The sequence below is a fragment of the Holtiella tumoricola genome (genome assembly GCF_027857615.1).
GTDB classification, from domain to species: Bacteria; Bacillota; Clostridia; order Lachnospirales; family Cellulosilyticaceae; genus Holtiella; species Holtiella tumoricola.
This window is the reverse complement of sequence record NZ_JAQIFT010000062.1, coordinates 80,089-104,792: the sequence shown is the minus strand read 5'-3', so window position 1 is coordinate 104,792 and position 24,704 is coordinate 80,089. Positions and strand designations below refer to the sequence as shown.

Annotated in this window: 20 protein-coding genes; 17 read left to right on the top strand and 3 right to left on the bottom strand. The window is 35.1% G+C overall.

Annotated elements, in window-relative coordinates; translation table 11 throughout:
* Positions 1–339: 339 nt before the first annotated feature.
* From PBV87_RS18310 to PBV87_RS18235, 16 genes are all read left to right on the top strand, one after another.
* Positions 340–1,290 carry an ABC transporter permease gene (locus tag PBV87_RS18310; protein WP_053983109.1) on the top strand — a complete coding sequence of 317 codons (951 nt, stop codon included), beginning with the start codon at positions 340–342 and terminating at the stop codon, positions 1,288–1,290.
* 17 nt (positions 1,291–1,307) lie between these two features.
* Entirely contained in the window at positions 1,308–2,222 is a 915-nt protein-coding gene (locus PBV87_RS18305; protein WP_053983110.1) for a carbohydrate ABC transporter permease, read from the top strand.
* 94 nt (positions 2,223–2,316) lie between these two features.
* On the top strand, positions 2,317–3,885 hold the full coding sequence (locus tag PBV87_RS18300; protein ID WP_198524849.1) for an extracellular solute-binding protein: 1,569 nt from the start codon (positions 2,317–2,319) through the stop codon (positions 3,883–3,885).
* 82 nt (positions 3,886–3,967) lie between these two features.
* On the top strand, positions 3,968–4,816 hold the full coding sequence (locus PBV87_RS18295; RefSeq protein WP_053983112.1) for a YitT family protein: 849 nt from the start codon (positions 3,968–3,970) through the stop codon (positions 4,814–4,816).
* Positions 4,817–4,951: 135 nt separating this feature from the next.
* Entirely contained in the window at positions 4,952–5,971 is a 1,020-nt protein-coding gene (locus PBV87_RS18290; protein WP_271013260.1) for a glycoside hydrolase family 18 protein, read from the top strand.
* Between the two features lie 30 nt (positions 5,972–6,001).
* On the top strand, positions 6,002–7,420 hold the full coding sequence (locus PBV87_RS18285; protein ID WP_271013259.1) for a leucyl aminopeptidase: 1,419 nt from the start codon (positions 6,002–6,004) through the stop codon (positions 7,418–7,420).
* A 14-nt stretch (positions 7,421–7,434) separates the two neighbouring features.
* Positions 7,435–8,721, top strand: a complete 1,287-nt coding sequence (locus tag PBV87_RS18280; protein WP_271013258.1) for an alpha-L-fucosidase — start codon at positions 7,435–7,437, stop codon at positions 8,719–8,721.
* Positions 8,722–9,204: 483 nt separating this feature from the next.
* Positions 9,205–10,236: a carbohydrate-binding family 9-like protein gene (locus PBV87_RS18275; RefSeq protein WP_053983116.1), complete on the top strand. Its 1,032-nt coding sequence runs from the start codon at positions 9,205–9,207 to the stop codon at positions 10,234–10,236.
* Between the two features lie 10 nt (positions 10,237–10,246).
* Complete coding sequence (locus tag PBV87_RS18270) at positions 10,247–12,799, top strand: transglutaminase domain-containing protein (protein WP_271013257.1); 2,553 nt, start codon at positions 10,247–10,249, stop codon at positions 12,797–12,799.
* 93 nt (positions 12,800–12,892) lie between these two features.
* Positions 12,893–13,909, top strand: a complete 1,017-nt coding sequence (locus PBV87_RS18265; protein WP_271013256.1) for a LacI family DNA-binding transcriptional regulator — start codon at positions 12,893–12,895, stop codon at positions 13,907–13,909.
* A gap of 28 nt (positions 13,910–13,937) precedes the next feature.
* The gene (locus PBV87_RS18260) at positions 13,938–14,927 is read left to right on the top strand and encodes a glycoside hydrolase family 130 protein (protein WP_053983119.1); all 990 of its coding nucleotides are present in this window, start codon (positions 13,938–13,940) and stop codon (positions 14,925–14,927) included.
* Between the two features lie 21 nt (positions 14,928–14,948).
* Positions 14,949–18,071 (top strand): alpha-mannosidase, encoded by a 3,123-nt coding sequence (locus PBV87_RS18255; RefSeq protein WP_271013255.1) that lies wholly within the window; start codon positions 14,949–14,951, stop codon positions 18,069–18,071.
* Positions 18,072–18,199: 128 nt separating this feature from the next.
* Positions 18,200–18,568 (top strand): hypothetical protein, encoded by a 369-nt coding sequence (locus tag PBV87_RS18250; protein ID WP_271013254.1) that lies wholly within the window; start codon positions 18,200–18,202, stop codon positions 18,566–18,568.
* A gap of 154 nt (positions 18,569–18,722) precedes the next feature.
* On the top strand, positions 18,723–19,166 hold the full coding sequence (locus tag PBV87_RS18245) for a hypothetical protein (RefSeq protein ID WP_271013253.1): 444 nt from the start codon (positions 18,723–18,725) through the stop codon (positions 19,164–19,166).
* A 337-nt stretch (positions 19,167–19,503) separates the two neighbouring features.
* Positions 19,504–20,295, top strand: a complete 792-nt coding sequence (locus tag PBV87_RS18240; RefSeq protein ID WP_271013252.1) for a helix-turn-helix domain-containing protein — start codon at positions 19,504–19,506, stop codon at positions 20,293–20,295.
* Positions 20,296–20,434: 139 nt separating this feature from the next.
* Complete coding sequence (locus tag PBV87_RS18235; protein ID WP_271013251.1) at positions 20,435–20,950, top strand: ferritin; 516 nt, start codon at positions 20,435–20,437, stop codon at positions 20,948–20,950.
* A 927-nt stretch (positions 20,951–21,877) separates the two neighbouring features.
* Here PBV87_RS18235 and PBV87_RS18230 read toward each other — a convergent pair.
* Both PBV87_RS18230 and PBV87_RS18225 read right to left on the bottom strand, forming a co-directional pair.
* Entirely contained in the window at positions 21,878–22,396 is a 519-nt protein-coding gene (locus PBV87_RS18230; RefSeq protein ID WP_271013250.1) for a GNAT family N-acetyltransferase, read from the bottom strand.
* Between the two features lie 96 nt (positions 22,397–22,492).
* Positions 22,493–22,834, bottom strand: coding sequence for a hypothetical protein (locus PBV87_RS18225; protein ID WP_271013249.1), 342 nt, complete (start codon positions 22,832–22,834; stop codon positions 22,493–22,495).
* Positions 22,835–23,168: 334 nt separating this feature from the next.
* On the opposite strand from PBV87_RS18225, the gene PBV87_RS18220 reads away from it, so the two are divergent.
* Positions 23,169–23,942 (top strand): DeoR/GlpR family DNA-binding transcription regulator, encoded by a 774-nt coding sequence (locus PBV87_RS18220; protein ID WP_053983125.1) that lies wholly within the window; start codon positions 23,169–23,171, stop codon positions 23,940–23,942.
* 137 nt (positions 23,943–24,079) lie between these two features.
* On the opposite strand, the gene PBV87_RS18215 is transcribed toward PBV87_RS18220, so the two are convergent.
* Positions 24,080–24,604, bottom strand: a complete 525-nt coding sequence (locus tag PBV87_RS18215) for a hypothetical protein (RefSeq protein ID WP_271013248.1) — start codon at positions 24,602–24,604, stop codon at positions 24,080–24,082.
* Positions 24,605–24,704 lie beyond the last annotated feature (100 nt).

The following is a 24,704-nucleotide window of genomic DNA, read 5'->3' as shown; positions in this document are numbered from 1 at the left end:
ATATTCCTGGTAATAATACTGTAAGCTAAATTTAAAAAGCTGTGAAGTAATACTTTACAATAGAAAGTGATAGGTAAGGCACTTATTCACTAAAACAAAAATAGGGTTATAGGCAAAGTGATGATAAATGAATGTAAATTAAAAAATAAAAATGTATAATTAGTATAAAAGCGGATTGACAATAGTAAGTTAATAATTTATAATTTAGTTAACAAAAACTTACTTAAAATATTTTTATTAAACAAACTTTAAAGCTTTGTTAAGTACTTAGAGTATCTTATAGGATACAACTAGTAGCCAATCGAAACACAGCACAACACTACATGAGGAGGCAGACCTATGAAAAAAACTTCTACAGATGCGGCAGCAATAGCTAAGCCAAAATCTAAGAACCTGTCAAAGCGTATCTTTGACTGCTGGCAGTTATACTTATTCGTATTACCAGCGATAATTTGTCTTTTACTTTTCTCTTATGTGCCAATGTACGGAGTACAATTAGCATTTAGAGACTACAACCCAATTATGGGGATTACAGGTAGCCCATGGGTTGGATTCGAACACTTTATTCGTTTCTTTAACTCATACCAATTTAAACAACTTATTAGTAACACATTAATCTTAAGCTTATACTCTTTAATAGTAGGATTCCCTATCCCTATTATCTTAGCTTTAGCATTAAACCAAGTTAAAAACAGTAAGTTCAAGAAATTTGTACAAACAGTTACTTATGCACCACACTTTATCTCAGTCGTAGTACTTGTAGGTATGCTTGGGATTTTCTTCTCAGTAAACGGTGGTTTAGTAAACCAAGTAGTACAATTATTTGGTGGAGAACCAAAATTATTCATGGGTGAAGTTAAATACTTCAGACATATGTATGTTTGGTCAGGAATCTGGCAAAGCATGGGATGGAGTGCGGTTATTTATTTAGCAGCATTATCAGGTGTTAGTCCAGAGCTTCATGAAGCAGCAACAGTAGATGGTGCTACAAAGCTTAAAAGAATTTGGCACATTGACCTTCCAACAATTCTTCCAACAATCGTTACATTACTTATTCTTAACTGTGGTTCTGTAATGAGTATGGGATTTGAAAAAGCATTCTTAATGCAAAACCCATTAAATACAGAGCATTCAGAAATCATTGCAACATATGTTTACAAAATGGGTCTTATCAATGCTGAGTATGGATTCTCAACAGCAGTTGGTTTATTTAACTCAGTAATTAACTGTATTTTACTTATTTCAGTTAATAAGATTTCTAAAAAAATCGGACAAGACGGATTGTGGTAAGAAAGGAGGAAAAGTAAATGTTAGAAAAAATATTTGGAGAAGGCTTCCATAAACAAGCAAAATCAGATAAGGTATTTGACGTTATTAATTACATCGGTTTAGCACTGATTCTGTTACTTGTACTTTATCCACTTTACTTTATCGTAATCGCATCATTTAGTTCACCTGATGCTGTATCAAGAGGTGAAGTTTGGCTATGGCCAGTAGAATTTAGTACAGAAGGGTACAAACGTATCTTTGAATACAAAGAAATTTGGACAGGATACGGTAACTCTCTTAAATACACAATAGTAGGTACAGGTGTTAACTTACTTCTTACTATTCCAGCGGCATTCGCAGTATCAAGAAAAGAATTAGTTGGTAAAAATGTAATCATGGCACTTTTCACATTCACTATGTTCTTTGGTGGTGGTCTTGTACCAACTTACTTACTTATCAACAACTTAGGTATGATGAATACAATTTGGGCACTTGTTCTTCCAGGTGCGGTAAGTGTATACAACCTTATCGTTGCAAGATCATTCTTCGCTCAAAGTATTCCAGAAGAATTATATGAAGCATCAATCGTTGATGGTTGTACTTATATGCAATACTTCTTTAAAGTTGTATTACCAGTTTCAAAACCAATTATCGCAGTTATGTTCCTTATCTACGCAGTAGGTCACTGGAACTCATACTTCAGCGCATTAATCTACTTAACAGATAGAGATATGTATCCTCTTCAAGTTATCTTAAGAGAAATCCTTATCCAACAACAATCTGTTGCTGGTGGTAGCTTAGCAAATGCTGAAGCAGTAGAAATGCAAAGAAAACTTTCTGAAATGATTAAATACGGTGTTATCATCGTTTCATCATTACCAGTACTTTGTATCTATCCATTCGTACAAAAACACTTTGTTAAAGGTATGATGATCGGTTCTGTTAAAGGTTGATATGAGCTCCTCTTAGGGGGAGTTCCTTTAACAAAATACAATGTTAGTTTTAAACTTAGCTAGAATATTTAAGCAGAGAAAAGAGGTAGTTAGTATGACAAAATTTAAAAGAGTACTTACTTTAGCTACAGCTACTGCAATCGCAGTAACAAGCTTCGTAGGATGTTCATCAAATAAAACAGCGGCTGGTAATGATACAGCAGCAGCTGACATCAACATTAACCTTACAGGTTATCCATTAGTAGACCAACCAATTACACTTGCAGCGTTTGCTTTCGGTGAGCCAGGTGGTGGAGATTGGGAAGATTACCCAGTATTTAAAGCTTTAGAAGAAAAAACAGGTATTACTGTTGATTTCCAAACAGTAAGTGGTGATGGTGCTGAAGAAAAGTTAAACCTTACATTAGCATCAAATAACTTACCAGATGTATTCTTCTCAGGTCTTAGCGATACTATGATTAACAAGTATGCTAAAATGGGCCTTTTCATGCCTCTTGAAGATTTAATTGCAGAATATGCACCAAACATTCAAGCTTTACTTGAAGAAAGACCAGAAGTAAGACAAGCGATTACAATGCCAGATGGTCACATCTACGCTATTCCTTCAATCAACGGAAACTTAGATGGTAATGTACCAACTAAATTATTTATCAACAAAACTTGGTTAGATAAACTTGGTTTAGAAGTACCAAAAACAACAGAAGAATTCCAAGCTGTACTTGCAGCATTCGTTTCACAAGATCCAAACGGAAATGGTAAAGCGGACGAAATTGGTTTATCATACGAACCAACACCACCATACAATATCTGGAATGGTGATACAGGTTTAAGTGGTGCTTTCGGTGTAACAGATAGTGGTTCAAACTTAATGCTTAAAGATGGCGAACTTCTTTTCGTACCAACATCAGATGGCTACAAAGATTACATCAAATGGACAAGAGATTTATATGTAAACAAATTAATTGATGCAGAGATCTTTACACAAGACCATAACCAATATATGGCGAAAAGAAACTCTGATTACCTTGGTGCTTACTTAACACATGGTCCAGCTGAAGGAACAGATGTAGAGTGGATCTGTATTGAACCACTTGAAGGACCAAATGGTGATAAATTATGGTCAAACTTTGAACATGGTATTGATAAAAACCGTGCAATCATCTCAGCTACAAACAAATACCCAGAAGCAACTATGAGACTTATTGACTCATTCTTCGAAGTAGAAAACTCACTTAACTTAAGATACGGTAAATCTCTTGAAACAAGAGATGGCGGTAAATACGAAGTTATTTCATTAGAACCAGGTGTACAATCAGAAGCTCCAGGTGCATACGTACCAACTCTTGAAACACCAGAAAGAATTAACGAATTCTTAGTTCAAACAGAAAGCCAATTAGCTCAACAAGAAAGATATGCTATGTACGAACCATTCTTAGCAGATGCTCTTCCACTCTTCAACTTAACTCCAGAAGAATCAAAAGAACTTTCAGCTATGGCAACAGACATCAGAAACTTTGCTGCTGAGAAAAAAGCTAAATGGACAACAAACCAAGCAGATATCGATGCTGAATGGAATAGCTACGTTGATACACTTAACAAAATGGGCTTAGAGAGATACATGGAAATCTACAGAACAGCTTATGAAAGAAGTTTAAATCAATAATTATAAATTAATAACTTTACAAAAGAAAAGCTCTCTTCGACTATGAAGGGAGCTTTTCGGCTAAGAAAAGGAAGATATTATGATGGACTCAAAAAAAATGACAAAGTTTTTGTTTTTAAATGTTATAGGATCCATTCTTTATGGGGTAGGAATACATAGTTTTACAGCACCACAACAAATTGCACCTGGGGGCGCAAGTGGTATAGGGATCCTGGTGAATTACGTATCAGGTTTTCCGATAGGACTTTTTACTTTCTTGTTCAATATTCCATTGTTAATTTTGGCCTATAGATGTGTAACAAAGAAGTTTTTCTATCATGCTCTTTTTTCAATTACATTGTTTTCTTTTATAACAGACTATGTAGTTGTACTATTCCCTGTTTATGCTGGTGATTCATTGCTTGCATGTATTTTTGGTGGTGCATTTATGGGGGTAGGTCTAGCCCTTGTACATATGGCAGAATCTACAACAGGTGGATTAACAATATTAGGCGTTATTTTACAAAAAAGATATCCTCAATTTGAAGTAGGTAAGCTAATCTTTCTCCTTAACTTTACAGTAGTAGCAGTATCAGCTGTAGTATTTGGAAATATTGAATCAGCACTTTATGGAATTATAGCTATCTATATTTCTAGTATGTGTATGGATGGTATTATTTGTGGGCTTAACAACAACAAATTTGTTGTTATTATTTCAGATCATAATGAAGAAGTTAAAGCTTACATTAGTGATACAACACGTAAGGGATTTACAATTTTAAATGGTGTAGGTGGATACTCTGAAAATGAGAAGCAAGTCATTTTCTGTGCTATTGGAAAAAATGAATATGCGACAGTGAAAAAAATGATTCATACAGTAGACCCTAATGCGTTTGTAATCATTACGGATGCTAGTGAAGTTATAGGAAATGGATTCAAAAGTATGATTTAGATTGTATTTTATGCACAAAAATTTGTTGAATAAAAGTCATTTAGATGATAAAATACAGATAAAGTAACTTAACAAATATTAAAAGTAAATTAAAGTAAAGTTTTTAGTTAATTATACCAAAAGGAGTTCAGCGAGATGACACACAAACTTATTGGTTATGTTGGTACAAGAGATCTAGCTAATGTTACAGAAGCAGATGCAAAAAATCTTGATATTATCAACATTGCATTCGGTCACGTAATTGATGGCGACGTAGTATGGAAAAACGAAACAGCTAAAGAAGACTTAGCAAGAATTAAAGCAATTAACCCAGAGATTAAATTTGTTTTATCTGTTGGTGGATGGGGTGCAGGTGGTTTCTCAGAAGCAGCTTACACAGAAGAAGGAAGAAAAAGATTCTCAAAAACAGGTATTGATATCGTATTAGAGTACGGCTTAGACGGTTTAGACCTCGACTGGGAATATCCAAGTTATACAGTTGCTGGCATTGGCGGTTGTATCGAAGATAAACAAAACTTCACATTATTACTTAAACAAATTCGTGAAGATTTAAATGAAGTTAACAAAAATTACTTATTAACAATCGCAGCAGGTGGCGGCGCTTACTACTTAAAAGGTGTAGAAATGGATAAAGCAGCAGAGTACTTAGACTATGTTCAGCTTATGACATACGACCTTCGTGGTGGATTCCAAACACTTACAGGTCACCACACTAACCTTTATGCACCACACTTAGATTTATTTGCAGCAAGTACAGAAGAAGCTGTTCGTGACTTCATGGCAGCTGGTGTACCAGCAGAAAAACTTGTTATTGGTATTGCATTCTACAGCAGAATGTGGAAAGGTGTACCAAATGTAGATAATGGATACCTTCAAATGGCTGAAACAGTTGGGACATATGGTCCAAGCTACCATGAGCTTGTAGCAGATTACATCAACAAAAATGGCTTCACAAGACATTGGGATGATGTATGTAAAGCACCATACTTATTCAATGGTGATACATTCATTAGCTACGATGATGAAGAATCTATTTCACACAAAATCAAGTTTATGAACGAAAAAGGTTTACTTGGAGCAATGTACTGGGAGTACGGTACAGATGAAACACGTACTTTAACAGGACATATGAGACAAGAAATCGAAAAATTATAAGATTATAGACACATAAGAGAAGGTGAGTTTATGAATATTACAATCAATGGGGCAAAAGTTACTAATGTAGCAGTTGAGATGTTCTACGAAGACTTCTTGCCAGAAAACCTAAAGTATTTAAAAGGCATGTTTGAAGCAAAAGCGAAAGAACTTTATGTACTTGTTACAAATGGAGAAACTGTAGAATATAAACTTCTTGTAGGTCTTGGAAAAGAAAAAGATTTAACACAAGAAGTTGTAAGAAATGCAGTGGCAAAAGTAGCAAGAAAAGTAAAAGAACTTAACTTAGAAGGTGCAAGCATTAAAGTTTGTAAGTCTTCGGTATTAAGTGAAATGAGTATCATCGAAGCGATGACAGATGCTATAGAATTAGGTCTATATGCTTTTGATAAGTATAAAACAGACAAAAAAGAAGATAAGAACTTAGAGTTTTCCTTTGAAGAAGTAACTGATGTAGAAGCAGCTAACAGATGTGTAGAAGAAAGAAAGCACATTGCAGCCGGGATCAACACAGCACGTGATATCATAAATGAACCTTCTAATGTATTATATCCAGAAACACTTGCTGAGATTGTACAAAACTGTGGTAAGCAGTATGGATTTGAAGTAGAAGTACTAGAAGGTACGCAGCTTGAAACATTAGGTATGCATGCTATGCTTACTGTAGGGAACGGCTCAGTACATAAACCACGTCTTATCGTAATGCGTCATAAAAATGGTGGAGACATGGAAACATTAGGCTTAGTTGGTAAAGGGCTTACTTGTGATACAGGTGGGTACTCTTTAAAATCAAGTGATTCTATGTACTACCAAAAAACAGATATGAGTGGTGCAGCAAGTGTTCTTGGTACTATGATTGCACTTAGTCAAAATGATGTTAAGAAAAATGTTATTGGAGTTATTCCAGCTTGTGAAAACGTTGTTTCAGGTTGCAGCTACAAAGTAGGTGACGTAGTAACAACAATGGCAGGTAAAACTGTACAGGTATTAAATACAGATGCTGAAGGTCGCTTAGCCTTAGCAGATGCGTTAACATATATTATACAACAAGAAAAAGTAAATAAAGTGATTGATTTAGCTACATTAACAGGTGTTGCAGGGGTTACTTTTGGTAATGTCTATACAGCAGCTATCTCAAATCATGATCATTTCTATAATACATTCTTAGATGCAGCGAAAGTAGCAGAAGAAAAATTCTGGAGACTTCCAACAGATGCACGTTATAGAGAATGGATTAACAGTGATGTAGCAGATATTAAAAATACAGGGGCTGCAGGTGGTGGTACCATTACAGCAGCTATGTTCTTACAAGAATTTGTTGAAGAACTTCCTTGGATTCACCTTGATATTGCAGCAACTGCTTGCGTTGATCCAGCTGTACGCGACTATGAATATAGAGGCGGTACAGGTGTAGCAATTAGAACACTATATGAACTTATAACAAAGTAGCGGAGGGGTTTATTATGCAACAATGGTTTACAGATGCCAAACTTGGTATTTTCATTCACTATGGAATTTATGCAGTAAATGGTATTGCAGAGTCATGGTCATTCTACAATGGTAGAATTTCTCATGAAGACTATATGAAACAATTAGATGGATTCACAGCGGCTAACTTCGATGCAGAGTACTGGGCTGATTTAATTCAAAAATCAGGTGCAAAATATGCAGTACTTACAACAAAACATCATGATGGTGTAGCACTATTTGATACAAAATACAGCGATTTAAACGTTGTAAAGAAAACACCAGCAAAAAGAGATATCGTAAAAGAGTTTTACGAAGCAATAGAAAAACGTGGTATCAGAAAAGGTGTATACTACTCACTTATTGACTGGTCACACCCAGATTATGCAAGTGTATATGAAGGTGGCAGAGTGCCAGAAGATTTAAGTACAGTGAACAAATTCTCTAACCCAACAGATGGTGTTCAAGATTTAGAGAAATGGAACAGATTCTTAGAGTTCAACAACAACCAATTAGGTGAACTTCTTACTAACTATGGTAAAGTAGACCTTCTTTGGTTTGATGGTGACTGGGAAAGAAGTGCAGACCAATGGGGTCTTCCTAAATTCAAAGAATACCTTCAAAGCTTTAATGAAGATATTATCATCAACTCTCGTTTAGCAGGACATGGTGATTATAAAACGCCAGAACAAGGTATTCCAATTACTCGTCCAGAAGGCGCTTGGGAATTCTGTACAACAATTAACTCATCTTGGGGTTACCAACATAAAGATAATGATTACAAATCATTAAAACAAATTCTTAGAATGTTTGTTGACTGTATCAGCATGGGCGGTAACATGCTTCTAGATATCGGACCAATGGAAGATGGAACAATTCCACAACAACAAGTGGATACACTTCTTGGTCTTGGTAAATGGATCGGTGAACATGAAGAAGCAATCTTCGGAACAGAAGACGGTATTATGCAACGTTACTGGGCTGGTGGTAGCACACTTTCAAAAGATAAGAAAACACTTTACTTATTTGTACATGATACACCACAAGAAAGCTTATGCTTAAAAGGTTTATCAACACCAATTAAACGTATTAGTGTCCTTCACTCAGGTAAAGAATTAACACACGTTGTACACGGTGGTGTGCCTTGGTTCAACATTCCAGGTACAACATGGATCAACATTTCTCCAGAAGATGCACATGAACATATCACAGTAGTTAAAGTAGAACTTGAAGACGAAATCGATATGTACGGTGGATCTGGAGCTGTAGTAACTCATAACTAAGAATGTTTAGGGGCGGAGTGGCAATGTGAGTTTGCTCTTCCAACTTCTTCTCAGGAACGCTAAGAATGTGTAAATTCGATATTAGTAGGAACGCTCAAAACTCGCGTTGCTCAAACATTTCGCTAAGAGCTCTCTCTACTTGCATCTTCACTAACACATTCTAAACAACCTCTCAAGGAAGTTTTCAGAGAAACCTTCCACGCCCAGCCCTAGCTAAACATTCAGGGTGGGACGGCCCGGCCCGATTTATAGTAAAAGTTTTGTAGAAGTTACCCTTGTGGGAAGGGGAACTTCTATGAAAATTCTTGATTTATGAGTTAACTGCGAGAAAACAGGGAAAATAATTTAGGGATTAAAAGAGTGGGAAGAATAACGGATGAGGCAATTACATTTGGGAAGGTGTGATTGTGAAACGAATTAATTTGTGATATAAAATTTTATTGATGTGCAATATAAATTTATATGGAATATGAGGAGAAGGAAATGAGCGTAAACTTTAGAGTTCCAAAAACTAATATTGAATTTAATCCTCCAGTGTATATGTGTAAGAAAGCAACAAAACCTTTTACACTAGATGGAAACATTGATAAACCTTTCTGGGAAGATATTCCGTTTACAGATTACTTTGTAGACATTGAAGGTGATGTTAGACCAGAGCCACGTTTTAAAACACGTGCAAAAATGACTTGGGATAATGAAAACCTTTACTTTGGGGCAGTGCTTGAAGGGCCAGAAATCTGGGCGACACTTACAGAGCGTGACTGTGTTATTTTCCAAGATAATGACTTTGAAATCTTCGTAGATTCAAACTCAGATACACATGCTTACTTTGAATTCGAAATGAATGCACTAAACACTGTATGGGATTTAATGTTAACAAAACCTTACCGTGATGGTGGTAAACCAATCAATGCATTTGACATTCAAGGACTTCAAACTGCAGTTCACATTGACGGGGAACTTAACAATCCAAAAGCAGACAACAAACGTTGGATGGTAGAGGTTGTTATGCCATTTGCAGTATTACGCCAAGGTCAAGATGATTACAACCGTAATCCTAAAGCAGGTGAATACTACAGAGTTAACTTCTCTCGTGTACACTGGAGAGTAGATGAAACAGAAGCTGGTTTCACAAAACAAATTAATCCTGAAACAGGTAGAAGCTATCCAGAAGATAACTGGGTATGGGCACCAACAGGTCTTATTAATATTCACTACCCAGAGCTTTGGGGCTTTGTATTCTTTGCTGAAGGGGATGAAACATACGAAATCCCAGCAGATGAATATACAAAATGGGAACTTAGAAGACTTTACTACAAACAACACGAACATTATGACTTACATGGTCATTTTACAACGGACTTTGAAGCACTTAAAGGTGATTGGAATTTCACAATTACACCAGAAATCGAAGTTACAAAAAACGCTTTTGAAATGCGTGCGTTATCAACAGATGGTAAGAAAGAAATTACAATCTTCTCTGATAGCCGTACAATGATTCAAGAAGTGAAATAAGGAGGTAGCTATGTTAGTATCCTTAGAACACCAAAAAGCTATAGAAGCGCGCTTTGAAGAAGTACGTGAAATTGCTAAAGGTAGAAGTGAAGCACTTTTTAGCGTGCTCGATACTTGTACAGAAGAAGAAGCAATTTGCTTAAAATATTTATATGCTTACATGCCAGAGCATGACCTTGCAAACTATGATGGAGCTTTATTCCTTCAATTTGTAAAACAAGCTTTAGCAGTAAGAAAAATGGTACCTTGGGGTGACAAGCTTACGGGAGAACTTTTCCTTAACTATGTCCTTCAATACCGTATCAATAACGAAAATGTTGAGTTTTATAAAGATGCCTTTGCAGATGAACTTTTACCACGTGTAAAAGACCTTAATATGCATGACGCAGTCATTGAAACAAACTACTGGTGTTTTGAAAAGGCAACTTACCAATCAACAGATATTCGTACAGCATCTCCATTTACAGTATTACGCAACACATACGGTAGATGTGGTGAAGAGTCTACACTTTGTACAGCAGCACTTCGTTCAGTAGGGATTCCTGCAAGACAAGTCTATGCACCAAGATGGGCTCACTGTGATGATAACCATGCATGGACAGAAGCTTGGATTGATGGTGAATGGCACTTCTTAGGGGCATGTGAACCAGAAATGCAATTAGATACAGGTTGGTTCTTACTTCCTGCATCTAAAGGGATGCTTATCCATACAAGAGCATTCTCTACATTCCCAGGTGACGAACCATGTGTTTACCAAACAGAAAGAATTGCAGAAGTGAATGTACTTGATCACTATGCGCAAGTGAAAACAATCACAGTTAAAGTAACAGATGCTAAAGGCAATCCTTTAACAGATGCTAAAGTACGTTTTGAACTGATTAACTACTCAGAACTTTATCCATTAGCGGACCTTAAGACAAATGCACAAGGTGAAGTAAGCTTTATTACAGGTCTTGGTGATCTCATGATCTGTGCTTACAAAGACGGTGCACATGCTTACGCTAAGATGGATGTAAGAACAATGGATACATTAGAAATCGCTGTGCCAGATACATTTGTAGTAGAAGGCGATGAAGCAGATTTAACAATGATTCCAGCAGAAGGCAAAGTGCCAACTGAAACAGAACTTCCAGAAGAAGTTAAAGCAATGCATGAACAAAAACATGCACGTGCTTTAGAAATTCGTGGTGGTTTCAAAGCTACTTTCTATGCAGGTGAAAAAGCAGCAGAGTTTGCAAGTCACTATGCACCATTTGAAAAAGAAGTAGCAGAGATTATAGAAAAAGCTTTAGGTAACTACCAAGAAATCATTAACTTCTTCCAAGATTCAGAAACTAAAGAGTTATTGGAAGAAAAAGTAAGTTTACTTGGTACACTTAATAAGAAAGATTTTACAGATATTACATGTGAAATCCTCAAAGCACACCTTCAAGCTGCAGTAGAGTATAAAGAAGATTTTGATAATGTAACTTTTGTAAACTATATTCTTGCACCAAGAATTGCATCTGAGATGATTGAAAGTTATAGACCGGAACTTTTAGCTCGTTTAGATGAAACACAAAAAGTAGCATTTAAACAAAACCCAGAAGCGGCTTACAATTATGTGATGGCAAATGTCAAACATGGTGAAGAAACAAACTACTCATTAGTTTATACACGTCCAGTAGGATTACTTGACCTTGGTATTGGTAACGATGCATCACGCAAAGTTCTTTTCGTAGCAATTTGTAGAACACTTGGTGTTCCAGCAAAATACGTAAGAGAAAATAATACAGTAGCGTATTACAAAGAAGGCAGATGGATCAACTTAACAGGCGAAGTAGCAGCCGAAGTACAAACAGGCACACTTAAACTTGTTAAAGGTGATGTAGATCAAGCTTTCGATTACTATAGAAACTTCACTATTGCTAAACTTACAGATGGTGTTTATACAACACTTGAATTAGATAATGTAAGTATAGAAGGTGAGAGTGTTACATTAAGTCTAGAATGTGGACATTATCGTATCTTAACAACAAATAGACAAGCAGATGGTACACTTCATGCACGTATGTATTATACAGACGTGACATTAGGGGAAGAAGTGTCACTTACAATTGAAGTTCGTCACGAAGAAGATACGAAAAAAGTAGTAGAGATAAGCGATGAAGAGGTTATGACATTAGAAGGTGAAACAAGAAGAGTCTCAGAACTTGTAGCAGATAATGTACCAGCAATCGTTGCTTATTTAGAAGTAAGCGGAGAGCCTACAGAGCATTTATTAAATGAAATGCTTGAAGGTGTAGAGAAATATAGACAGGCTATGCCTCATATTCTATTTATCTTAAAAGATGCAAAAGACATCAATGATCCAACACTTCAAAAAGTACTTAAAGTACTTCCTCACATTGAACTTTATGTGAAAAAAGATGAAGTTGTATTAGATGCTTTATACGAAGCATTTGAAATTCATGATAAAAAATACCCATTAGCATACGATATGAATGCGCCAATGAAGGCACAATATGCTTGGGCAGGCTACAATGTAGGTATTGGGGAATTGTTACTTAAATATTTAGGTTAAAAAATTAGAAAAAATACCTAACAAATGCTTGACTAAGTAGGGTTGAGAATTAGATAATAGAAGAGAGACTCGTGTTAAGTGGGGGTAATACTGATGAGAAGAAAAAAAGAAGTTACAATGCAATATATTGCTGATCAACTTCAGATTAGCAAAGTTACAGTTTCAAAAGCCTTGAAGGATCAAGACGGAGTAAGTGATGAATTAAGACAAAAGATTAAAGATGTGGCACGTGAACTGGGATATAAACTTCCAGGTTCAGACCAAGCTACAATAACAGCTAAAAACATTGTCATTATGGTACAAGAAAAATATGTAGATGCCAAAGAGTATACTACATTTTATCTTAGATTCTATCAAAAGTTAGCATCTAGCTTAACTCAAAGAGGATTTATGTGTAACCTATTTCCTCTAGGTGATAACACACCGAGTGCACTAGAGTTAAACAAATGGTTTAATGACAGTAATGTGGGAGGCGTTATTGTTCTTGGGGATGTTAAGAAAAAACATATTGAGATTATTAAAGATTTACAGATTTCAATGCTCTTTTTAGATTGCTACAATGCAGATGTGAGTGTAGATTGTATTGTTACAGATAACTACTATAGTACATTTGAAATTACAAACTACTTAAAGAAATGCGGACATTCACGCATAGGCTTTGTAGGTAATGTCAATGCAACAAGTAGTATTCAGGATCGCTTTTTAGGGTATTGCAGATCTCTTATGGGATCAGGATTACCTATTAAGTTTGAAAGTATTATCCCAGATAGAGATGATTCGAATGAAGAAATTGAATTTGTTCTACCACGAGAAATGCCAACAGCATTTGTATGTAACTGTGATGATACAGCGTATAAATTTGTAAAGCACCTTAACGAACATGGTTATAGAGTGCCTGAAGATGTATCTGTTGTAGGATTTGATAATGACATTTATGCAGAGATTTCACATCCTAAACTCACTACAGTAGCAGTAAATGTTGAAGTAATGACAGAAAAAGCAACTAATCTTATTATAGACAAAATACAAAATGGTGAACGAGATAAATTAAGTCGTATCTTCGTAACAGGTGATACCGTTTACCGTGACTCAGTGAGCAATATCAATTAACATATAAACATTATGAAGGAGAAAGATCATGACTAAAATTATTGGACAAGCATTACCAAATATTCCATGGCAAGATAAACCAGAAGGTTGTACAGATGTTGTTTGGAGATACTCAAACAACCCTGTTATTAAAAGAAATGCAATTCCATCATCAAACAGTATCTTCAACAGTGCAGTAGTACCATTCGAAGGTAAATTTGCTGGTGTATTCAGATGTGATAGCAAATCAAGAAGCATGGATATCTTTGCTGGTTTCAGTGAAGATGGTATCAACTGGAACATCAACCACGAACCAATTACATTCGAAGGTGATGATGCAGAAATCCTTAACAGAGAATACCGTTATGACCCACGTGTATGCTTCATCGAAGATAGATACTACATCACATGGTGTAATGGATACCACGGACCAACAATCGGTGTTGCTTATACATTCGACTTCAAAACATTCCACCAATTAGAAAATGCTTTCTTACCATACAACAGAAATGGTGTTATGTTCCCAAGAAAAATCAATGGTCTTTACGGTATGGTAAGTAGACCATCAGATACAGGACATACTCCATTCGGAGATATCTTCTACAGCCAAACACCAGATATGGAATTCTGGGGCAAACATAGACATGTAATGTCAACAGTAAAAGGTGACGATTCTGCATGGCAATCAACAAAAATCGGTGCAGGCCCAATCCCTATCGAAACTTCAGAAGGCTGGTTAATGATCTACCACGGTGTTCTTAACAGCTGTAATGGTTTCGTATACAGCTTCGGTGCTGCTATCCTTGATATTGATCAACCATGGATCGTTAAATACAGAACTAAACCATACCTTCTTTCACCACAAGAGTTATACGAATGTGTTGGTGACGTTCCAAACGTAGCATTCCCATGTGCAGCTCTTACAGATGCTGAAACAGGAAGAATCGCAATTTACTACGGATGTGCAGATACTGTAACAGGTCTTGCATTCGCACAAGTTGACGAATTAGTAGAATACATCAAAAACAACTCACTATAAGACTAACAGGGGGAAGAAATAATGTTTCTTACAGACAGAAAACTAGAAGCAAGACTATATGAACTCGCAGGTTATCGTTACAGAGACATTATTCCATTTGAATCCTTACTGTCAAAAGAGGATACCTCAGGTATCACTAATCCAGAAGTCCCAACAAGCTTTGCTTGTTGGGATTTAATGGCAGTTGGAGAAAGATGGAGTGGTCGTGATTTATACTTATGGCTACACAAAACAATCAGTGTTCCAAAGGAATGGGAAGGCAAGAAAGTATTAGGTATTTTTGACTTTGGTGAAACTGGTGCTGGAAGTAACTCAGGATTTGAGTCACTTTTATATATGGATGGGAAACCATACCAAGGTGTAGACTCTAACCATAAAGAAGCATTCTTACCAGAAGGTGTTGCTGGTACAGATGTAGACTTTACATTTAGATTATGGTCAGGCTTAGAAGGTGGAGGTACACCAAGACCTCAAGAACATCGTATTAATCGTGCAGACCTTGCATGGTTAGATGAAAAAGTAGATGACCTTTTCTATATGAGCCGAGTTATTTTAGAAACACTTAAAGAACTTAATGAATTTGATCCAATGATTCCTCACTTAAGATCTGCTCTCGACCGTGCTTATAAGTTAATTGATTGGTCATATCCAGGAAGTGAAGAATTCTATGCATCAGTACATGCAGCCGATGATTTATTAAACGAGCTTATTGATGGAATGGATAAAAACAGTCTTGTAAAAGTTAAATGTATCGGACATACACATATTGACGTTGCATGGCTTTGGAGACTTAAAAATACTAAAGAGAAATGTGCACGTTCATTCTCAACAGTACTTAGACTTATGGAACAATATCCAGAGTATACATTCCTTCAAACACAACCACAGCTTTATGAATACATCAAAGAAGATTACCCAGAGATGTTTGAAAAGATTAAAGCAAAAGTACAAGAAGGCAAATGGGAAGCAGATGGCGGTATGTGGGTAGAAGCAGACTGTAACTTAACATCTGGTGAATCTCTCACTCGTCAAATTTTAGTAGGTGGTAAATTCTTCAGAGAAGAATTAGGTCAAGAAATCAAATACTTATGGCTTCCAGACGTATTTGGATACTCTTGGGCACTTCCTCAAATTCTCAAAAAATCTGGTATTCCAATGTTCATGACAACTAAGATCAGTTGGAACCAGTACAACCGTATGCCACATGATACATTCAAATGGCGTGGTATTGATGGTAGTGAAGTACTTACTCACTTCATCACAGCTCCAGAACCTTGGAGTCAAAAAGGTTCATGGTTCTACACATACAACGGTCACTTAACTCCAAAAATCGTAAAAGGTGTATACGATGCATACCGCAACAAAGAGCTTACAGATGAAATGCTTATTTCATATGGTTATGGCGATGGCGGTGGTGGTGTTAACCGTGATATGTTAGAACTTCGTAGACGTATCGATAAAATGCCTGGGCTTCCAACACTTGAAACAGGTAAAGCTAGCGATTACTTCGAAGGTTTACAAGAAAAAGTAGCAAATACTGATGAATACGTTCATACATGGGATGGTGAGCTTTACTTAGAATACCACCGTGGTACTTACACAAGCCAAGCTTACAACAAAAAAATGAACAGATTCTTAGAAAACTACTACCGTAAAGTAGAATGGTTAACAGTACTTGAAGCACTTGAAAAAGGCAATATTGCTGATGCGGCTCAAGATACATTAACAGAAGGATGGAAAATTATCTTAACACACCAATTCCATGATATTATTCCAGGTTCTTCAATTCGTGAAGTATACGAAGATAGCCATGTAAATTACGAAAAAGCAGAAAACATTGCTAAAGAAGTAGAAACAAAAGCACTTAACCACATCGTAGCAAAAGAAGCTAAGAAATGGACTATCGTTAACAGCACAAACTGGGAACGTAGTGATGAAGCTTTCATTGCACACGAAGGTGAAGGCCACTTTGTAGATGCTGAGGGTAATGTACTTACATCTCAAAAAACACACAACGGTTCTGTGGTTTATGTGGATAAAGTACCTGCTTTAGGTTGGAAAACAATCACACTTGTGGAAAAAGAAGCAGTAAATGCAAACGTAGAAGCATTTAGCTTTAATGATAAATGTGTAGAAACACCATTCTATACAGTAGTAATGAATGAAGCAGGTCACATTACATCTTTAGTAGATAAAGAAGTAAATCGTGAAGTACTTGCTGCTGGCGCACGTGCTAACGTGATCCAAATGTTTGAAGATAAACCACTTGCTCATGAAGCATGGGATGTAGATATCTTCTACCAAGAAAAAATGCGTGAAGTAACAGATCTTACACGTATGGAAGTAACAGAAGTAGGTCCACTTCAAATGGTTATCCGTCTTGAATGGAAATACATGAACACAACAATCAAACAAGATATGATCTTCTACAAAGAAGACAAACGTATCGACTTTAAAACATGGGTAGACTTTAGAGAACGTAAACAACTTATGAAAGTTGCATTCCCTGTAGATATCCGTGCAACATACGCAACTTACGATGTACAATACGGTAACGTACAACGCCCAACACACTGGAATACAAGCTGGGATTGGGCAAGATTCGAAACAGTTGCACATAAATGGGTTGACTTATCAGAACGTAACTACGGTGTCAGCTTAATGAATGACTGTAAATACGGCCATGACATTAAAGACAATGTGATTAGACTTACACTTCTTAAGTCAGCAACACATCCAGATACTGAACAAGATCAAGGTGAACACGAATTCACATACTCACTTCTTCCACATGCAAATAGCTGGGTAGATGCAGATACAGAAAAACGTGCTTACTTCTTAAACAATCCACTTCAAGTTGTTGAAGGTGCTGCTAAGACAGATAGCTATAGCTTCTTAAATGTAGACAACAACTTCATCGAAGTCGATGCAATCAAACGTTCAGAAGATGGTAAACACTTAGTAGTGCGTGCACATGAATACACAGGTGGTAAACAACGTGCAACATTCACACTAGGTATGCCAGTTAAGTCATGGCAAGAATCAGACTTAATGGAACGTCCAGAAGGTGAACTTCATACAAATGAAGCCATCACACTTGAATTTGGACCATACGAAGTTAAGACTGTATTAATTGAATTATAGGATTTTATAAAGAAGGGCTCACCAAATGGTGGGTCCTTTTTATGTTAAAAGAAGATATTTACAGTATATTTGAAATAGAATATACTGTTGTTAATACTAAAGACTAAGGTTTTAGGGGGAAATAAGAGATGGATGAGAAGGAATATATCAAACAATTAGAAGAGAGAATCACTGCTTTAGAGGAGAAGCTTAATAATATTGGGGTTGGAGTTAATGGGAATATTACTATGACCCAATGTTCTATTCATAATCTAGATACGAGACACGAGTGTGATATAAAGTTAGGGAATTGTTCAATTGGTGATATCCAAATAGGAAGAAATTGCGACATAGATGTAAAAGAGTGCTCAATCGGAACAGCCATTAACTGTGATGTTGATGAAGCAGAAGATTGTATTGAAGAGTTAGAAGAGCGCTTAGAGGAATTGGAAGAGAATATGGACGAGCTAGTATCTAAAATGGAAGAAGTAGAAGAAGAGCTTGATGAAGTAGAGTAATTAGACGATGCTAGGTATTAATACAATGAACTATATCACAAGTAAGTACATGCCTTAAACAAATGCTTTTAAATGAACTATAGAATTTTCAAAACGCATAAAGAACATACATATGAAGAATAATAAAGGGGAAAAAGCACAAAGGAGATTTTAGATGAAGTATATAGTAATTTCCCCAAAAAATAAATGTATGTGTTATGAGTATGCAGAGCAAGTTGCAGAGTATTGTATGGAAAAAGACAATGATTACCTAGATCGTTACTGTAAGGATCAACAATTAGAGTATCAAAATATGACACCTGTTGAGATTGGTTATGCCTATACAACAATAGGAGCAGAGCATGCAGGTTGTAGAGTATATGAAACAAAAGAAGTTATAAAAGCAATGGCAGAGGAAGCTGTAGAAACAGAACTTATTTTAGAAGCCAAAACATTTTTTGATGATCATAGACGTATGCATGAAGTAGATTGTCCAGGCTACTTAGAAGATATACTTGTAGCTGTCACACCTATACCTTTAAGTAGCCTTTCAGGTAATGTATATAGCTGTGAAAATATAGATGGTGCAAGTAAGGAAAGAACCAATCCAGGAGTATAATAAAAGATAAATCATAGGTTGATAAAAAGGACTACCATTTGGTGAGTCCTTTTTATATTGAAGTCTATTAGTATTTTAATATGGAGTTATCAAGATTGAAACAATTAATGAAATAGGATTAAAGATCTAGAAAGAACGGTACAAGTAAGATTTGAATTGCTCCTAGAATAAGATTATATTATATTTATAGATGTTATTAAAAGTCTAATAACATAAGGAATTACAAGGGTTTGACAGAGTGCAACCTTAAGTTGACAAAGTGCATGGATCAGATGATAGAGAATGCTATGTTGGCTTGCTAAAATATAGAGGACAAAAATAAATAGGAGATCAACATATGACATTTGGAGAAAAATTATTTAAGTTAAGAAAAGAAAAAGGGTTATCTCAAGAAGCTTTAGCAGAGAAACTAAATACATCAAGACAAGCTGTTAGTAAGTGGGAAAATAATCAGGGCTTTCCAGAAACAGAAAAATTATTAATGATAGGAAATATCTTTGAAGTATCTATTGATTATTTACTTAAGCATACTACAGAAGCAACGTATCAAGAGGAGAAAGGGTATTATGTTAGTCAAGAAATGGTGGAAGGTTATTTAGCTCATGAACATAAGCAGGCTAAATATATTTCAGCAGGGATTGGTCTATTGATTTTATCAACAATACCTTATTTAATTTTTAAGGAATCACCTACAATATATATTTTATTTACAATTATTATTGCAATGTTAGGAATTGGTGCGATTGTCACAGGTGGTATGATGGAGGATAAAAAGTATAAAGTACTTAAAAATGAGCAGTTAATCTTTGACCAACATTATCTTAAAGGGATACAAGAAGGATATAATAACTTACGTAAGAAATACATGGTGCTTGCTATAGTAGGTGCATGTTCGCTTGTAGCAGGAGGGTTACCGTTCTTGTTGAGCAAAAAACAACTTATAGAGGCAACAGTTATATCAAATTATTATCCAGGTTGTGTATTCTTTATTGCTGTGGGAGCTTATATATTAATTCGCATTATTTCAGTACAAGAAGCTTATGAAATATTAATAAGGAATGAAGAGTATACCAATCGATTAGGTTTTAAATTACTTAGAAGAGTACGTAAAAAAGTGGATGAACTTTAAAACTAAAAAATTAATTACAGTAAATATGTAAAGAGAAGATCTAGAGAGTTTGATAAAAAGAAAAAAATATGAGAAAATATATAAAGAAGTAATATTAAGCTAGAAAGATATATTTAAATACTTAGGAGGAATGAAAGGTATGTTAAATGAAACCTTATTAAAAGCATTAAATGATCAAGTGAATTTTGAGTTTTACTCTTCATATACTTATCTTGCTATGGCGGGATATTGTGAATCTATAGATTTAGTGGGATTTGCTAACTTTTTTAGGGTTCAAGCAAAAGAAGAATTAGATCATGCTATGAAATTTTATGAGTTTGTTTATCAAAAAAATGGATCAGTAGAATTAGAACAAATAGATAAACCACAAGTTACGTATAATGGAGCAAGTGATGTCTTCCAAAAAGGATACGAGCATGAGCAATTAGTAACAAAGAAAATTTATGAATTAACAGATGTTGCTTATGAGACAAAAGAACATGCTACAATCAGTTTACTTAAATGGTTTATTGATGAGCAAGTAGAGGAAGAAAATAACTTCAATACACTTCTAAAAAAAGTAAAAAGATGTGAAAGTAATCCAGCAGCTTTATATTTATTAGATGATGAACTTGCAAAGAGAATCTACACACCGCTAAATACACAAAATGCTTAAATGCACAACAAGCCACTCTAAATCTACCTTCCCTCTGAAAAAACATAGGTAGATTTAGAGTGGCTTGTGTATTGTGGCAAAGTATGAAGACTCCATATAAGGAATGCACATTCTTAAGGTATAGAATTTAATGTAGTAGGATGCGTTGACTAGGCTTAAGTAGGTGCGCCTGTGTTGGGGTTCCGTAGGTGAAAGAGCTTCTGATAAGTTATCACTGTCGGTTGCCAAGTCGGCTGGCCGCATTAAGGAGCTTCGTAGCAGACTACATGATTAAAGTTGATAGCCTATTGAATGTGGTTTAAGGAATATGTAGACTTCTTATAGTAACTTATCTAGGAGATTGCCACCATCTCTTAGATAAGTGCCTAAAAATAAATGGATCCATACCAGCAGAGGGAGACTAGAACTTCACAAATTATTTTTAGTGGTATAGAAGGAAAGGGGCCTAGGATAACTTTCTTTCTATACTTTTATATTAGAAAGCTTGTAATTGAAATGATGTGTAAGTTGAGTGTTTATTGATACTATAGTTATACAGGAAATGTGCACCTCTGTATAGAGTTAAAAATTCATAAAATTTAAAATAATTAAGAGAGCAAAATAAACTTCTCTTTGGTGATTTTTTTCCTAGAAATCATGAAAGTGAATTTCGAAGGGAGAGGGTATAAAATAGAGGGGATTGTACAAAATGTATAGTTGAAAAATATTGGGCTAGCAATATGCACAAAGGGCAATTTAAGAGGTTTAATTAGCATAGTTAGAGGCTAATGATTAAATATTTTATAAAGAGAGGACCCGTGCATCACCGCCCTGTTCTATTCATAAGATGAAGTTATCTCATTCAGTGAATTGTTTGGAAAAAAGAAAGAGATAACACTAAAAGGTGTTATCTCGATTAAATGATTAACTATTTGTTTTATTAAGATATTATTTTAATTTCTTGCTTAAATATAAAACTAAATCATCGATGTTACTACATGCTGAATGAAGTTCTAATCTTTTATTCTTATACCATAAGCCTGAGCCATCTGGAATATAGCCTCTTTTTACATACATTCTTTGAGCTGGACCATACCCATAATGCATTCCTACACCTAAAGTTATAATATCACTAGATTTTTGGACTTCATGTTCTAATGTATCCAATAATTTATTGCCTATTCCACGTCCTTGATATTTAATTAGTACATTAAAGTCACATACTTCTGGTAAATTTTTAAAGGGCCCTGATATAGCTTTTGGTAATAAAGTTACATACCCTGCTATACTTCCTTCTAATTCTGCGATAAATACTTGTCTTTCTTGATTATTTTGCTCTCTAAAGTATTTTTCAAATTGAGATACTGGCTTATCCCAGCCTTGCTCTTCGAAGCCCTTGGATAATTCTATAGCATCTTTTTCTTTTAGTGAACGAATCAAAAGCTTATCTTCATTATAATAAATCATATGTATTCCCTTTCTATAGTTAAAATGCTATAACTAATTTATCATTTTAAATCAATTAAGCAAATATCTAATTATTAAATCTACCTTTATCATATTTTATTGTAGATTAAGTTTATGATAGGTATACATCCCACGTGCCATTGCTATAGCCATTAGAATAAGTGCTATGATGCCAGTGATAATAGAAAGAGTGGATGCAAGTGTAATGAAATAATGCTTAAGTGTTACAAGCCAAAGTATAAAAGGCATAATAAGCAAGCTAACCATATGAATAGATTTGGTTTTGCGCAGGTAAAAAGTATAACCTACGGTACTTACAGCTAAACAGCCTAGTGCAAGCAGTGTATATAAAGGTGTTTGTGTTTGGTAGAAGAAGTACCCTAAAAGAGGTAAAAAAGCAAGTCCTATACCAAGTGTATAATCTGTAGTGTTGTTCATGTTGATTCCCCCTAGAAAAAACTTAAACTTCAGTTAATGTATATACATTATACAATAAAATCAAATAAAATAAAGTATTTTTATTAAAAGTGTAAAAATGGGTGTGAAATAGATAAAATATATTTTATAAATTAATATAAAACATAAAATATTTCACATTACAGTAGTGAATTATAGCTAGTTGAAGGGATTAGAATTAGTGCATATAGTATGAAATAGAGAAGAAGAGCAGAGAAAAAATAAATTAGTTATAGAGATAATAATTAATGTTTGATATAATAGTACACAAAAAACCACATGAAACCACAATTTGAGAGAGGGGCTGAAAACGAATATGCTAGCAATAGAGAGACAAAGGATCATACTAGATAAGTTACGTGAAGATGGCGCAGTACGTGTAGTTGATTTGAGTAAGCTATTTGATGTGACAGAAGAAACGGTAAGACGTGATTTGGATAAACTAGAGAAACAAAATTTGCTTAAGAAGACATATGGGGGAGCGGTTTCTTTAGAAAATGATGAGAAAGAAGTAGAAGAGCATCCTTTTGAATATCGTATCAAGCAAAATTCGGAGAGTAAGGACAAGATAGGTAGGGCTATTGCTGATCTCATCCAAGATGGAGAAATCCTAATGGTAGATTGTAGTACAACATGTTTAGAAGTCTTAAGTCATATAGAAGAACAAAAGAAAGTTACAGTTATTACAAATGGACTAAGTACTATGACACTAGCAAGTAAGCTGAGCCATTTGACTTTAATAGGCACTGGGGGAACTTATAGAGAGAAATCTATCTCTTTTGTAGGTCCAACTGCAAAGAATAATATTAAGAGTTATTATGCAGATAAGGCCATTATATCCTGTAAAGGGATAACCAAAGAGCGTGGTGTTATGGAGTCTAGTGAGTTTGAAGCGGAGATTAAACAAAGTTTTATAGAATCTGCAAAAGAAACTATTTTAGCAGTAGATCATCAAAAGATAGATAAAAGTGCAATACATCGCTTGATAGGGCTAGAGAAAATTCATTATATCGTAACAGATGAGCCACTAGATGAAGAATGGTTAGAGGTATGCCGTAAATATAATATCAAACTTATTATAGCTAAATAGGGGAATAAATAAAGTTAATGATAGCAGAACGTATTTGTTGAAAAGGGGCTGTCGTACTAAAAATATACATACAATAGGTTGTAGTGTTTATTCTTAGTGCGGCAGCCCCTTAGATATTTATAGTTTAAACATTGCAATTAGTCTTCTAGTAAGAAAAATAAATTTTTGTATGGACAGTAGTTTTTCTCACTTCCAGGTTCAATATTGCTTGAAGTGTAGATAAGTGCTCTATCTTTCCAAAAGAGCAAACTGCGAATCATCTCTTCTTTAGTTTGAATGTTAGTATCTTCAGGTTCCTTTTCAGAGTTACCTCCTGGATACATGGTGATGAGCTCATAAGCATCTTCAACTTCTTTAGATTTTCTAAGAATGCACATGACTTGATAACTATATCCAGGTGCTTTGCCTTTGACAAAGCGTGTATAGAGTTCTCTTTCAAGTCGTTTAGCGTAGACAATTTCATCTTGGTCAGTTGTCTCAAGTAGCATGCTATAGCCTATAGGTTCTTCGAAGGTGGTAACAATGCGCTCTACATCTTCTGTTAGTTGCTTGAAGGTGCCCTTTTCTTGGAGAAGGTCTAAAGTTTTCTCCCAACCGTGTAAAAATTCTTTATCATGACAAATCATATGACTTTTTAATGCTTCTGTAAGTATAATATTCATTTAGTATCCTCCATTGATGTCATCTAAAGTTATACCATTTAAGAACTAGTATTGTCTAGAATGATGGTATTCTATGTAGAAGTTTTGTATAAGTATGAGG